A 14,112-nucleotide genomic window follows, 5' to 3' on the forward strand; every position below is an offset into this window, starting at 1 on the left:
GACCAGAGATAGGCGAACTTCAAGACTGAAGGAATTGTAAAAATCCGGTACACTTTATTTTAGTAAGGATGACAGGTGGTGGGGTTAAATGATGAAAAATACTATAAAAAATTATGATGCCATTATCGTTGGCGGCGGCATGGTCGGTGCCGCTGTTGCTTTGGGTTTAGCTCAGTCGGGCTGGTCGGTTGCGATTATCGAACACCAAAGCCCGTCTGAATTTATAGCAGATAGCCAACCAGATATACGAATTTCTGCGATTGGGTGTACTTCAGTCGCCTTACTTGAGCGTTTGGGTGTCTGGCCTGATATTAAGAAAATGCGGATTACGCCTTATCGCCGGCTTGAAACCTGGGAGTGGGATGAGTCTAAGGTTGTTTTTGACGCAGCGTCTCTTTCACTGCCTGAGTTAGGTTTTATGGTTGAAAACCGGCTAATTCAGCTTGGGCTGTGGCAGCAGTTTGAGCGGTATCCTGATTTAGCGCTTTTTTGCCCGGCTAGGCTAGAGCGGATGGTAAGAACGACCCAAGATCCAGCTCAGTGGGATGTGATATTAGATAGCGGTGACTGTTTGCGTTCTCCGCTGGTAATTGGCGCAGACGGCGCTAATTCTATGGTGCGCAAACTGGCCGGAATTGGTACTACCGGCTGGCAATATCGTCAGTCGTGCATGTTGATTTCAGTTGAAACTCAACAACTTCCTCAGGACGTTACCTGGCAGAAATTTTATCCTTCGGGTCCTCGGGCTTTTTTACCCTTGTCCGACCGTCATGCTTCACTGGTATGGTATGACTCTCCGGCCAGAATTCGCCATTTACAGTCTCTTTCATTACCGGAACTCGATAGCGAAATTGCCGCTGCTTTTCCAGAGCGATTAGGCGCGGTTAATGCTAAAGCGACCGCTTCTTTTCCACTGATCCGCCGCCATGCGCAGCGTTATTTCAAATCTGGCGTGGTGATTGTCGGTGATGCGGCCCATACCATTAATCCGCTGGCAGGGCAGGGCGTGAATTTAGGCTATCGGGATGTGGAAGTGCTGCTGGATGTGCTACTGAATGCGCATAAAGAAGGTAAAGACTACGCTTCTGATGAGGTCCTCAGCCGGTATCAGCTCCGGCGTTATCCTGACAATTTACTGATGCAGGCAGGAATGGACATTTTTTATAAAGCGTTTAGCAATGACATTCCCCCGTTGCGCCTGATCAGGAACCTAGCGCTCATGGCGGCTCAGCGTGCAGGCAAGCTTAAGGAGTGGGCGCTGAAATATGCGCTGGGCCTTTAAGGTTGTGAAGGTTTGCCGTACTGATTAAAAACTCGCTAAGGCGGGTTTTTTGCATTTGGGAAATATTTGGGAAATGGAAAAGTAAGAGCAGATAAAGATTGGAAGAGAAAAATGGCTGGGGTACCAGGATTCGAACCTGGGGATGACGGGATCAAAACCCGTTGCCTTACCGCTTGGCGATACCCCATCCGAGCGTTGTCGTTGAAAGAAATGGTGCGGGAGGCGAGACTTGAACTCGCACACCTTGCGGCGCCAGAACCTAAATCTGGTGCGTCTACCAATTTCGCCACTCCCGCAAATATTATGGTGGCTACGACGGGATTCGAACCTGTGACCCCATCATTATGAGTGATGTGCTCTAACCAACTGAGCTACGTAGCCATAACGTCTTTGCATAACTTTCAACTGAATTGCGCAGCGCATTATCCGTATCTGGGTTGGTTTCGTCAAGGGTTTGGTGATTTGTTTGCTTAAGTTGTAGCCGATTGGCCAGCGGTAATTGAATGGCAATAATAGTGATGTGATTAAACGTAGTGGGAAGAAATAGCAGAAAAAAATAAGAAATATATCGGGCTTAATGGAGACAGAAAAAGAGGGAGGAAATGGCTGGGGTACCAGGATTCGAACCTGGGAATGACGGGATCAAAACCCGTTGCCTTACCGCTTGGCGATACCCCAAAGGATAATTTTTGATATCACTTCAATTTGAGATCGCTTCAAGAAGAAAGTGAAAATGGCTGGGGTACCAGGATTCGAACCTGGGGATGACGGGATCAAAACCCGTTGCCTTACCGCTTGGCGATACCCCACCCGAGCATTGTCATTGAAGGAAATGGTGCGGGAGGCGAGACTTGAACTCGCACACCTTGCGGCGCCAGAACCTAAATCTGGTGCGTCTACCAATTTCGCCACTCCCGCAAATATTATGGTGGCTACGACGGGATTCGAACCTGTGACCCCATCATTATGAGTGATGTGCTCTAACCAACTGAGCTACGTAGCCATAACATTTTGCTTAACCTTCAACGGCGTTGCGGGGCGCATTATGCGTATCTGGTTCCTTTCCGTCAACAAGTTTTTTGCTATAAGTCGCTCTGTACGGTCTGATTGTTTGGCTTATAACCGATATGATGATAAAAAAGACGGGATCAGGCTTTTCTTATGTCATTTCACGCGTAGTCAGCGGCGGAATGAAAAAGCAAAAGCAGGCGATATTCACCCGCTTTTATTGTGTGATTTTCACCGTCCTACATCAACGATAAATTATTTTTTGTAGGCTGACTGATGAACCCCAACCGCACGTCCGGAAGGATCGTCCATTCTTTTAAATGATTCATCCCATTCGATGGCCTTAGCCGAAGAACAGGCAACGGAAGGGCCACCGGGAACGCATTCTGCGGCACTGGGTAACGGAAATAGCTCTTCAAATATCTCTCGGTACAAATAGGCCTCTTTTGACGTCGGCGTATTGTAAGCGAAGCGGAATTTTGCCGTTTCCAACTGTTGATCGGTAATCTGTTTAGCCGCGACCTCTTTTAACGTATCAATCCAGCTATAGCCAACCCCGTCAGAGAACTGTTCTTTTTGCCTCCAGGCCACGCTGGCTGGCAGGTAAGATTCAAAACATTCGCGCACAATGTGCTTTTCCATTTTTCCGTTGCCGCACATTTTATCTTCAGGATTAATGCGCATCGCAACATCAAGGAATTTTTTATCCAGAAACGGCACCCGGGCCTCAACACCCCAGGCCGACATGGCCTTATTGGCTCTGGCGCAGTCATACATATGTAAGGCTAATAGCTTGCGTACCGTCTCTTCATGGAACTCTTTCGCATTTGGGGCTTTGTGGAAATAAAGATACCCGCCAAATACTTCATCAGCCCCTTCGCCGGATAGCACCATTTTGATGCCCATGGCCTTAATTTTTCGGGCCATCAGGTACATGGGGGTAGACGCCCGGATGGTGGTTACATCATAGGTTTCGATGTGGTAAATCACATCACGAATGGCGTCCATTCCTTCCTGTACCGTGAAGTAGATTTCGTGATGAACTGTGCCTAAATGATTGGCTACCTTTTGTGCAGCTAGCAGGTCCGGTGAACCTTCAAGCCCTACGGCAAAAGAGTGTAGCTGCGGCCACCAGGCTTCACTGCGCTCATCGTCTTCGATACGGCGGGCGGCATACTTTTTGGTAATAGCGGAAATAACCGATGAATCAAGGCCTCCGGAGAGCAATACGCCGTAGGGAACGTCCGACATCAGGTGGCTTTTTACCGACTCTTCTAACGCATTACGTAACTCATTGGCGTCGGTAGGGTTGTGTTTGACGCTGTCGAATTCCATCCAGTCGCGTTGGTAATAACGCTTAATCTGGTGGTCATTACTCGACATATAGCTGCCGGCCGGAAATTCTTTAATGGTTTTGCACACCGGAACCAGCGCTTTCATTTCTGATGCAACGTAGAAATTGCCGTTTTCATCGTGGCCCGTATATAGCGGGATAATGCCGATGTGGTCGCGGCCTATCAGATAGCTGTTGTTGACGCTGTCATACAGAATAAAGGCAAACATCCCCTGTAGGTCGTCCAGAAAATCAATGCCTTTTTCCTGATAGAGCGCCAAAATAACTTCGCAGTCAGATTCGGTCTGAAATTCATATGTGTCTTTTAACCGACGGCGAATTTCCTGATGGTTATAAATTTCACCGTTAACGGCCAGAATGTGAGTGTGGGCAGCATTATAAAGCGGCTGAGCGCCGTTATTAACGTCGACAATAGATAAGCGTTCATGGGCCAAAATCGCGGTATCTGACGCATAAACACCGGACCAGTCAGGACCCCGGTGGCGCATTAAACGAGACATCTCTAATGCCTTTTTACGCAACTCAACCGGGTTAGATTTAATATCGAGTACACCAAATATTGAGCACATTGTTATCTCTCTTGTTCAGTTGTCATTGAATTAGTCGCTAAATACTAAATTAACCTAATTTTCCATCTATGCAATCTATGCAATAACTAAGCCAGACTTGGTATCTGATTGATATAGATGAGATGGCGTTGGTTTGACGCTATTGATGATCATAGCAGTTGATTTGCACTACTCGGGTGCAATAACGGATCTATTTCAGTGCAATGCCCGAGAATGGGGCATTGCACGGCGTATCGAATAGATGAATAAAAACAGGGCAGGAGACTACTCGTTACTGTCACCGAGCAGATGCTGTAATAGCACACCGCTTAGCATTGAACGTTTTACCAATGCAAATGAGCCAATGGCGGAACGGTGGTCGAGTTGGGAAATTACTACGGGCAAATCTTTTCTGAAATTAATCAAAACCTGATTATCGATACAGCCTTGAATCGCAGCCAATAAGATTTTTTCGGCTTCGGCGATATCGCCGGTAATGACCACTTTTTGAGGATTAAACAGGTTAATCGCCATGGAAATAGCGCGCCCCAGAGAACGCCCAACCCGATCGATAACGTTAACGGCCAGTTCATCGCCTTTATTCGCCGCTTTGCAAATAGCCGAGATGCTGCAATCGTCTAGCGTGAGTTTGCTTTGGTAGCCTTGAATTAACAGATTACGAACCCGCTGCTCTATGGCCGCATTAGAGGCGACGGTTTCAAGGCAGCCAAAGTTGCCGCAATAGCAGCGTTCACCTAACGGATCGATTTGAATATGGCCCAGTTCACCGACGTTGCGGTTCTTACCAAGGAAAATCTGCCCATTAATAATAAAGCCCGCGCCGGTTCCCCGATGAACTCTTACTAACATTGAATCTTCACATTCCTGCGTTGCGCCAAAATAGTGCTCGGCTAGCGCTAACGCACGAATGTCGTGACCGATAAAACAGCTGACTTTGAATCGCTCACGGATAGCTTTTTCTAATTGCCAGTCATTCACGCTCATGTGTGGCATATATTTGACTATGCCATCTTCAGGATTGACTAAGCCGGGTAACGAAATAGCGATGGCGATCAGTTCGCGAATTTTATTGGTGAAGGTGTTGATAAACGCAGCAATAGCGTTCAATAAGCCTATTTCTAAGGTTTCTTGAGTTCGCTCAGGAAGTGAATAGGCCTCTTCGGCTAACGGTTTTCCACTCAGGTTATACAGTGTGATGGTCGCGCCGTTTCGACCGAGGCGAATAGCGACCGTATGGAAGGCTCTATTTTCAGTCACAATAGAAACCGCCCTGCGGCCACCGGTTGAAGCCTGTTGTTCAACCTCTTTTATCAGGCCCCGGTCAAGAAGCTGCCGGGTAATTTTAGTGATACTGGCGGGGGCAAGATGGCTCAGTTCAGCAATTTGTATACGGGAGATCGGACCTTGTTGATCGATGAGTCGATAAACAACCGCACCATTGAGTTGTTTCACCAGATCGATGTTACCAATTTGACCACCCGTCGTCATCATGACCTTTATTTCCTATTTATCTTCGTAATTAGCATGGCCTCATTTCCCCATTTACGCAGGTATGAGTAACGTTAAAATCGTGGGTAAATGCGGTGAGGTTAGCAATTTTTCCCGGTTCGATGCTTCCTAAGCGTTGAGATACGCCTAAGGCTCTGGCAGGGTAAAGCGTTGCCATCCGAATGGCTTCATCGAGGGGAATACCAACAAACTGAACGCTGTTAGCAACAGCTTCAATCATGGTTAATGCGGAACCACTGAGGGTTCCATTCTCATCCACACACATTCCGTTACGGTAATATACGGGTTTACCGGCAAAAATAAAATGATCTATATTCGCACCAGCGGGGGCTGTGGCATCGGTAACTAATACCAGTTTGTCACCTTTTAGACGTTGAGCGTTACGAATGCTGGGCCAGGCTACGTGGTGACCGTCGGCGATGATACCCGTATAAACCTCTGGAGTATCAAAAATTGCGCCCACCAGACCGGGCTCTCGGCCGGTGACGTACGGCATGGCATTGTAAAGGTGAGTCGCAAAGCTAATACCGGCAGAAAATCCATCGCGTGCTTGTTCATAGGTTGCGTTGGAGTGGCCCGCAGAAACCACAATACCCGCGTCAACTAGCTGGCGAATATAATGGTTTTCAACCCGTTCCGGCGCTAGCGTCACTTTAGTAATAACGTCAGCATTGGCGCAAAGGTAGTCAATCATTGCGGCATCAGGCTTGCGGATAAAGTCAGGATTATGAGTCCCTTTCTTAACCGGGTTGATATAGGGTCCTTCAATATGAAGGCCTAAAGCCTGATTAGCATGGGTGGCTAGATATTTACGCATGACTTCAATGGCGTATTTCATTAACTCATCACTTGAGGTGATAAGCGTTGGAAGATAGCTAGTACAACCTGACTTTTCATTCGCCCGTTGCATTATTTCAAGGGTATCAATCGATATAGCATCCAGCGAGTCATTAAACTGAACGCCACCGCAGCCATTGAGCTGAGTGTCGATGAATCCTGGTGCCAAGATGGCACCCTGTAGATCGATAACGTCGATACCTGCCGGTAGATCGGACTGAGGGCATACCTGTTTTATCAAGCCATCAGCGACGATCACCGCATGGTTATCGAGCATATCATGACCGGTGTAGATCCGGCAGTGAGTCAAAGCGTACATGGTAAACCCCGCAGTGCAGATTACAGATCTTTAATATTTTCGGCTTCAAGTTCGCGGAAATATTTTACCGTTTTAATTTTAAGTTCCATCGTTGATGGCTCATCACAGACGATGATAGCTTTTGGATGTAATTGCAGTGCAGATACGGTCCAAAGATGGTTAACACAGCCTTCAACCCCAGCTTGCAATGCCAACGCTTTGTTATGACCGGTTACTAAAATCATCACCTCAAGCGCATCCATCAGCGTACCTACGCCAATTGTTAATGCATATTTAGGCACTTGATTAATGTCGTTGTCAAAAAAGCGTGAATTAGCAATGCGGGTTTCTTCGGTCAGCGTTTTAATTCTGGTACGGGATGCTAAAGAAGAGGCTGGCTCATTAAAGGCGATGTGCCCGTCATTACCAACGCCGCCCATAAACAGGTGAATATGGCCATAAGACTTAATTTTATCTTCATAGCGTTTGCATTCTGCCGTAATATCGCTGGCATTGCCGTCTAGTAAATTGATATTTTCAGCTTGAATATCAACGTGGCTGAAAAAATTATTATGCATAAACGCATGATAGCTTTGTGGATGAGATTCTTCTAATCCTACATACTCATCCATGTTGAACGTTACGACGTGCTTAAAACTAACTTCACCAGCTTTATAGAGTTCAATTAAGCGAATATAAGTACTTAACGGTGTGCTGCCCGTGGGCAAACCCAAAACAAAAGGGCGATCGGCCGTTGGTTTAAAGGCATTGATACGGTTTACAATGTGGCGTGCGGACCATAGGCCAACGTCTTTAGCGCTTTCAAGTGGAATAAGTCTCATGTATATACCTCTTAGTGACACAATACTGGCTATACTGAAATGCGTGAAGTTAAACGTAATAGGGTGAAATTTATGGCTATAACTATAGCCTACGTTATACATACGCGTTTCTAACATGCCGTTAATCTGATATTTTTAATAATAAAATAAGTTAGGCTCTATAGCTAGTCTTTAGGGTGGTTAAATAGAGTTTTTGGTGATATTTATCACAAATTAGGAGGTTTTAATTTGCGATGCGAAATATATTTTTTACACTGTATCTTGAGTAGGTCTTAAGCTGTATCTTGTCTATTAAGTAGCTCTATCTGTAGCAAAAGCGCGGTTACCTTAGACGCCTTATTGTTGAGTATAAAAATATAAGTCCTATTTTGGGACATGCAGGGGGAAACAAGGTGAATATACTTGGATTTTTTCAACGACTAGGGCGATCGCTACAACTTCCGATCGCCGTACTACCCGTTGCAGCATTAATGCTGCGTTTTGGTCAACCAGATTTATTAAACTTAGCGTTTATGGCTCAGGCCGGTGGCGCTATCTTTGATAATCTGGCGCTGATTTTTGCTATCGGTGTTGCATCAACCTGGTCTAAAGATAACGCGGGTTCTGCGGCCTTAGCGGGTGCAGTTGGTTTCTTTATTTTAACAAAAGCAACGGTCACGATTGAAGCCACCATTAATATGGGCGTATTAGCCGGTATTATTGCAGGTCTGGTCGGCGGTGCCGTATATAACCGTTGGTCTGATATCAAGTTACCTGATTTCTTATCATTCTTCGGCGGTAAGCGTTTTGTTCCCATTGCAACAGGGTTTTTCTGCTTAATTCTTGCTGCGATTTTTGGTTATGTCTGGCCTCCAATTCAGCATGCTATACAGCTGGGTGGTGAATGGATTGTATCTCAAGGCGCATTGGGCTCTGGTATCTTCGGTTTCGTTAACCGTCTGTTGATTCCTACCGGCCTACATCAGGTTCTTAATACCATTGCTTGGTTCCAAATTGGTGACTACACCGACGCTGCGGGCAAAGTATTCCACGGTGATATCAACCGTTTCTATAACGGTGATGCGACCGCAGGTATGTTTATGTCGGGCTTCTTCCCGATCATGATGTTTGGTCTGCCGGGTGCGGCATTTGCTATGTACTTTGCCGCTAAGCCTGCGCGTCGTTCTGCTGTCGGTGGTTTATTGGTATCCGTTGCGTTAACGGCATTCCTGACCGGCGTTACCGAGCCGCTGGAATTCATGTTCATGTTCCTGGCTCCGCTGCTGTATTTAGTTCACGCTATCCTTACCGGTATCAGTCTATACATTGCAACCGCTCTTGGTATCCACGCAGGATTTACCTTCTCTGCGGGCGCCATTGACTATGCGTTAATGTATAAACTGCCGGCTGCGAGCAGCAACGTTTGGATGTTGTTGGTTATGGGCGTGGTGGCTTTCGCCGTTTACTTTGTTCTGTTCACCGTCATTATCCGTGCGTTCAATCTGAAAACGCCGGGCCGTGAAGACGATACTGACGAAGTTTTACCGGAAGCCAACAGCAATACCAATGAAGGTCTGGATGCATTAGCCATTAGCTACATTGGCGCTATCGGCGGTAGCAATAACCTGACCGGCATTGACGCCTGTATCACTCGTTTACGTTTAACCGTAAAAGACTCTGGCATCGTTGATTCAAATGCCGCTAAGCGTTTAGGCGCAGCCGGTGTGGTTAAGCTGAACAAACAAAGTATTCAGATTATCGTGGGTGCAAAAGCCGAATCGATTGCTGACAGTATGCGTAAAGTGATTGCCTCTGGCGCAGCGCCAACGGCCGTTGCTCAAGCCGCTGCGGCAGCAACAACTGCACCAGCGCCAGCTCCTCAGGCAACCGTGACGACCAATAAAGCCTCTAAGTTAAGCTCGTTAGTATCGCCAATTACGGGTGATATCGTTGCGTTAGAAAGCGTGCCTGACGAAGCGTTTGCCAGCAAAGCGGTTGGTGACGGTATTGCCATTCGCCCTACGGGGAATTTGGTGGTAGCACCGGCAAACGGTGTGCTGGTTAAGATTTTTGGTACCAACCACGCATTCTGTTTAGAAACCGAAGACGGTGCCGAAGTTGTTGTTCATATTGGTATTGATACCGTTAAGTTAAACGGTCAGGGTTTTAAACGTTTAGCTGAAGAAGGCTCTACGGTGAAAGCTGGCGATCCGGTACTTGAACTGGATCTCGATTATCTTTCGCAGAACGCTGCTTCCATTATCAGTCCTGTCGTAGTGAGTAATATCGATGACTTCTCCGGCGTAGTAGATATTGCCGCAGGAAGCGTCGTCGCGGGTCAGACTAGGCTTTTTGATATCAAAGGGTAAGCATTTAAACTTATCGACTAGATAGTCAATATTGAGAGCGGAAAGGGTAAAACCTTTCCGCTTTTTTTATTTCTAACTGCCCGTCGGGTAACATAGAACCAATGCCATGTGAGTAAATAATCGACGACAAATATCTTTTGATGTAACTAACGGTTGTGTCTGGAAGGCTGTTGTTGGATTATAAGAGGTTATATCCGTCATACTTCAAGTTACCGGCGCGCTTGCCGCCTGACGGTAACTTGAATGATTTTGGCTAAATACGTGTGAGCGCTTTTGTATAGAGGAAGAAATAAATGAGTGAGGCTGAAGTTCGCCCAACTAATTTTATTCGTCAAATTATTGACGAAGATTTAGCATCCGGTAAGCACCAATCTGTACAGACTCGTTTTCCACCAGAGCCAAATGGTTATCTTCACATTGGCCATGCCAAATCCATTTGCCTGAATTTCGGTATTGCTCAGGATTATCAGGGGTTATGCAACCTGCGCTTTGATGATACTAACCCGGTAAAAGAAGATATTGAGTACGTAGAATCAATTAAAAATGACGTCCAGTGGTTGGGTTTCCACTGGGATGGCGCCGTGCGTTATTCTTCTGACTATTTTGATCAACTGCATCAGTATGCCGTTGAGCTTATCACTAAAGGCTTAGCCTACGTTGATGAACTGACGGCTGAAGAGATGCGTCAGTATCGCGGAACGTTAACCGAAGCGGGTAAAAACAGCCCGTATCGCGATCGCAGTATCGAAGAAAACTTAGCGCTGTTTGAGAAAATGAAAAACGGCGAGTTCGCCGAAGGCTCAGCCTGCCTGCGCGCTAAAATTGATATGGGTTCATCGTTTATGGTGATGCGCGATCCGGTACTGTATCGGATTAAGTTTGCCGATCATCATCAGACCGGCAGCAAGTGGTGCATCTACCCGATGTATGACTTCACCCATTGTATTTCTGATGCGTTAGAAGGCATTACGCATTCGCTATGTACCCTAGAATTTCAGGACAACCGTCGTCTGTATGACTGGGTATTAGATAACATTACTATCGCCTGTCATCCGCGCCAGTATGAGTTTTCCCGCCTGAATTTAGAATACGCCATTATGTCGAAGCGTAAGTTAAATCAACTAGTGACGGAAAAGCTGGTAGAAGGGTGGGACGATCCTCGTATGCCAACGATCTCTGGCCTGCGCCGTCGCGGTTATACCGCTGCGTCTATTCGCGAATTCTGTCGCCGCATTGGAATTACCAAGCAGGATAATAACGTTGAAATGGTGGCGTTAGAAACCTGCATTCGCGAAGATCTTAATGAAAACGCTCCGCGTGCAATGGCGGTATTAAACCCGATTAAGGTCATTATTGAGAATGCACCGCAGGGCCATGAAGAGATTCTGGCGGTTGGCGCGCATCCTAATAAGCCTGAAATGGGAACCCGCAGCGTACCGTTTAGCCGCGAACTGTATATCGACCGTGCCGATTTTCGTGAAGAAGCCAATAAGCAATATAAGCGTTTGGTATTGGGTAAAGAAGTTCGCCTAAGAAACGCCTACATTATTAAAGCTGAGCGCGCCGATAAAGATGCCGACGGTAATATTACCTGCATCTACTGTACTTACGATCCCGATACGCTGGGTAAAGATCCGGCTGACGGGCGTAAGGCAAAAGGCGTGATCCACTGGGTGTCTGCTGCCCATGCGCTTGCGGCCGAGTTCCGTCTTTATGAATGCCTGTTCAATGTGCCTAACCCGGGGGCTGCAGAAGATTTCTTATCGACTATCAATATTGAATCTTTATCCGTTTCTCATGGTTTTGTTGAGCCAAGCCTGAAAAATGCTAAACCTGAGTTTGCCTATCAGTTTGAGCGGGAAGGTTATTTCTGTGCGGATAATCGCCATTCATCGGCAGATAAGCTGGTCTTCAACCGTACCGTTGGTTTACGCGATACTTGGACGGCTCAGGCTAGTTCCTAAGTAATAATGGCGTTATGGCCGTTGGTGTATAAAAAAGCCCGAAGCAATAGCGTTCGGGCTTTTTAATGATTGTCGGTTTTATCCGATAATCGCCGAGTCAGTTAAGCTCGCGGGTCATGCAGTGAGTCGTCTTTGCGACAGTCACCTGTTTGACATTTTCCGTACAGATACAGGCTATGGTTGGTTAGCCTGATATTGTATTTTTCGGCAATTTCACGCTGGCGTTGTTCAATGAATTCATCTCTAAATTCAATAACGCGACCACAGTCCAGACAAATTAGATGATCGTGATGATGCTGTTGAGTGAGTTCGAAGACCGATTTACCACCTTCAAAACTGTGGCGGGTAACGATGCCGGCATCGTCAAACTGGTTTAGTACGCGGTAAACCGTTGCTAAACCAATTTCTTCGCCCATGTCGATCAGTCTTTTATATAAATCTTCCGCGCTGACGTGATGATTTTCTGGTTCCTGAAGTATTTCCAGAATTTTTAGCCGTGGAAGCGTAATTTTCAGGCCAGCCCTCTTCAGCGCAATATTATTATCAGTCATGCAGATTATTCCTAAATTCGGGACGCCACGAATCGCTAGCGAACGGTTAACTTAAATACAATATATCATTATAGAGGCCGATACATGAAATGGAAATCACCAGCTGAAATTAAACGTATGCCAATGTAACAATACAGTATCAGTAACCTTATGATTCATGTGGACAATATTTTTCCACTTTGGCTAGCCGCCTACGGTTGTCTTGGCCGTTGCCAAAAAATCGTTTCTTAATATATCGATGGGTAAATTACGCCCGATAATCACTAGCAGCGTTTGGCGAGTTTCGTTAGTACTCCATGCGGCTCCGTAATCAAAGCCAACAACGCGGTGCACTCCCTGAACAATCAACCTGCGAGGTTCATCGTTAATCGCCAAGATACCCTTATAGCGTAGCATGTCATTGCCATATTTTTCGATGGCTGTTTCCATAAATGCGCCAATGAGTTTGATATCGACGTCGCCTGCTTCAAAAACGTGGGAGGTAATGTCGTCATTCCACGAACGGTTCAAAAGCGTTGGCGATGGCGTTATCGGTCGAAATGCTACCGAATTATAATGAGCTTTTGGCGAAAGGGTAAAGGCGGGATCAACGTTGAATGAATCATCGAGGTTGAACGCCTGAATATTGATCCATGCTGATTTATCAATCAGGCCGTGGTCAGCTTCACACATGATTGCGCGGGCGTTAATTTTACGCAGGCGATCGAGCAGTAACGCTTTGGTCTGTGTATCAATACGATCGAGCTTAGTCAGAATTAAACGATCGGCAAATCCTACCTGAGAAACGGCAACCCGATGTTCAGTTAACTGCTTCTGGGCATGTTCAGCGTCGACCAGCGTGACAACCGCATCCAGCTGTAATCGCTGTCGTAAAATTTCATCAACAAAAAAAGTCTGAATTATCGGCGCAGGATCGGCCAGTCCGGTGGTTTCCAAAAGTAGTCGATCAAACCGTAACGCTCCGGTGTCTCTGCGGTTCAGTAAATCGTGCAATGCTTCGGTCAATTCGCCTCTGACGCTACAGCATACGCAGCCGTTAGTCAGTTCTATCACTTCAATTGCGCTGTGTTTCCCAAGTAATCCGCCGTCAACGCCGACGGCGCCAAACTCATTCTCAATGATGGCAATTCGCTCGTCGGGATACTGTTCCAGCAAATGATTAATTAGCGTGGTTTTCCCGGAACCTAAAAAACCGGTCAGTATCGTGACCGGCAATGGAGATGGGGTGGTCATAGCGTATAGCCTTTTACCGTCATGTTAAACGTGACTGGAGGTGTATTGAATTGGCACACCGTTTTGTGATTTAGCAATGTATGATTTAACAATTTATATTTAACAACACGGCCCGTTTCCGCCGCCATAGCGGGCTTCCTGACGTTCGCGGAAAAACTCTTCATAGGTCATGGCTTCCTGCTCGGGATGAGTAAGGCGCATATGCTGGACGTAATTATCATAGTCCGGGACACCGACCATCAGACGAGCAGCCTGACCAAGGTATCGTCCTACTTTTGCCAGATCTTCGAACATAGCGATAGACTCCCCTGACGGTG

Annotated in this window: 10 protein-coding genes and 7 tRNA genes; 3 read left to right on the forward strand and 14 right to left on the reverse strand. The window is 46.5% G+C overall.

Features of this window, described 5'->3' with window-relative positions; genetic code table 11:
* Window positions 1-91 precede the first annotated feature (91 nt).
* Entirely contained in the window at window positions 92-1,282 is a 1,191-nt protein-coding gene (gene ubiF, locus GVI43_RS08925; protein ID WP_159566607.1) for a 3-demethoxyubiquinol 3-hydroxylase, read from the forward strand.
* 112 nt (window positions 1,283-1,394) lie between these two features.
* On the opposite strand, the gene GVI43_RS08930 is transcribed toward ubiF, so the two are convergent.
* The 11 genes from GVI43_RS08930 to nagB form a co-directional block, all read right to left on the reverse strand.
* Window positions 1,395-1,469: transfer RNA gene (locus tag GVI43_RS08930), tRNA-Gln, on the reverse strand.
* A gap of 24 nt (window positions 1,470-1,493) precedes the next feature.
* Window positions 1,494-1,578 (reverse strand) — tRNA-Leu (locus GVI43_RS08935).
* Window positions 1,579-1,586: 8 nt separating this feature from the next.
* Window positions 1,587-1,663 (reverse strand) — tRNA-Met (locus tag GVI43_RS08940).
* 222 nt (window positions 1,664-1,885) lie between these two features.
* Window positions 1,886-1,960 (reverse strand) — tRNA-Gln (locus tag GVI43_RS08945).
* Window positions 1,961-2,016: 56 nt separating this feature from the next.
* Window positions 2,017-2,091 (reverse strand) — tRNA-Gln (locus GVI43_RS08950).
* Window positions 2,092-2,115: 24 nt separating this feature from the next.
* Window positions 2,116-2,200: transfer RNA gene (locus GVI43_RS08955), tRNA-Leu, on the reverse strand.
* A gap of 8 nt (window positions 2,201-2,208) precedes the next feature.
* A tRNA-Met gene (locus GVI43_RS08960) sits at window positions 2,209-2,285 on the reverse strand.
* Window positions 2,286-2,545: 260 nt separating this feature from the next.
* Complete coding sequence (asnB, locus tag GVI43_RS08965) at window positions 2,546-4,213, reverse strand: asparagine synthase B (RefSeq protein WP_159566524.1); 1,668 nt, start codon at window positions 4,211-4,213, stop codon at window positions 2,546-2,548.
* Between the two features lie 264 nt (window positions 4,214-4,477).
* The gene (gene nagC / locus GVI43_RS08970) at window positions 4,478-5,701 is read right to left on the reverse strand and encodes a DNA-binding transcriptional regulator NagC (protein WP_159566608.1); all 1,224 of its coding nucleotides are present in this window, start codon (window positions 5,699-5,701) and stop codon (window positions 4,478-4,480) included.
* Between the two features lie 31 nt (window positions 5,702-5,732).
* Window positions 5,733-6,878, reverse strand: a complete 1,146-nt coding sequence (nagA, locus tag GVI43_RS08975; protein WP_159566525.1) for an N-acetylglucosamine-6-phosphate deacetylase — start codon at window positions 6,876-6,878, stop codon at window positions 5,733-5,735.
* Window positions 6,879-6,898: 20 nt separating this feature from the next.
* Entirely contained in the window at window positions 6,899-7,699 is an 801-nt protein-coding gene (gene nagB / locus GVI43_RS08980) for a glucosamine-6-phosphate deaminase (RefSeq protein WP_159566526.1), read from the reverse strand.
* Between the two features lie 392 nt (window positions 7,700-8,091).
* Between nagB and nagE the strand changes: the two genes are divergently transcribed.
* Together nagE and glnS are read left to right on the forward strand one after the other, a co-directional pair.
* A complete protein-coding gene (gene nagE, locus GVI43_RS08985; RefSeq protein WP_159566527.1) occupies window positions 8,092-10,047 on the forward strand; it encodes a PTS N-acetyl glucosamine transporter subunit IIABC in 1,956 nt (651 codons plus the stop codon).
* Window positions 10,048-10,340: 293 nt separating this feature from the next.
* Window positions 10,341-12,011: a glutamine--tRNA ligase gene (gene glnS, locus GVI43_RS08990; protein WP_159566528.1), complete on the forward strand. Its 1,671-nt coding sequence runs from the start codon at window positions 10,341-10,343 to the stop codon at window positions 12,009-12,011.
* A 101-nt stretch (window positions 12,012-12,112) separates the two neighbouring features.
* Here glnS and fur read toward each other — a convergent pair whose 3' ends face one another.
* The 3 genes from fur to GVI43_RS09005 all read right to left on the reverse strand — a co-directional run bounded on the left by fur (window position 12,113) and on the right by GVI43_RS09005 (window position 14,089).
* The gene (gene fur / locus GVI43_RS08995) at window positions 12,113-12,562 is read right to left on the reverse strand and encodes a ferric iron uptake transcriptional regulator (RefSeq protein WP_159566529.1); all 450 of its coding nucleotides are present in this window, start codon (window positions 12,560-12,562) and stop codon (window positions 12,113-12,115) included.
* A gap of 183 nt (window positions 12,563-12,745) precedes the next feature.
* Complete coding sequence (locus tag GVI43_RS09000) at window positions 12,746-13,795, reverse strand: CobW family GTP-binding protein (RefSeq protein WP_159566530.1); 1,050 nt, start codon at window positions 13,793-13,795, stop codon at window positions 12,746-12,748.
* Window positions 13,796-13,894: 99 nt separating this feature from the next.
* Window positions 13,895-14,089 (reverse strand): YbdD/YjiX family protein, encoded by a 195-nt coding sequence (locus GVI43_RS09005; RefSeq protein ID WP_159566531.1) that lies wholly within the window; start codon window positions 14,087-14,089, stop codon window positions 13,895-13,897.
* Window positions 14,090-14,112 lie beyond the last annotated feature (23 nt).

This window comes from Budvicia diplopodorum (genome assembly GCF_009800925.1).
Classification (GTDB): Bacteria; Pseudomonadota; Gammaproteobacteria; order Enterobacterales; family Enterobacteriaceae; genus Budvicia; species Budvicia diplopodorum.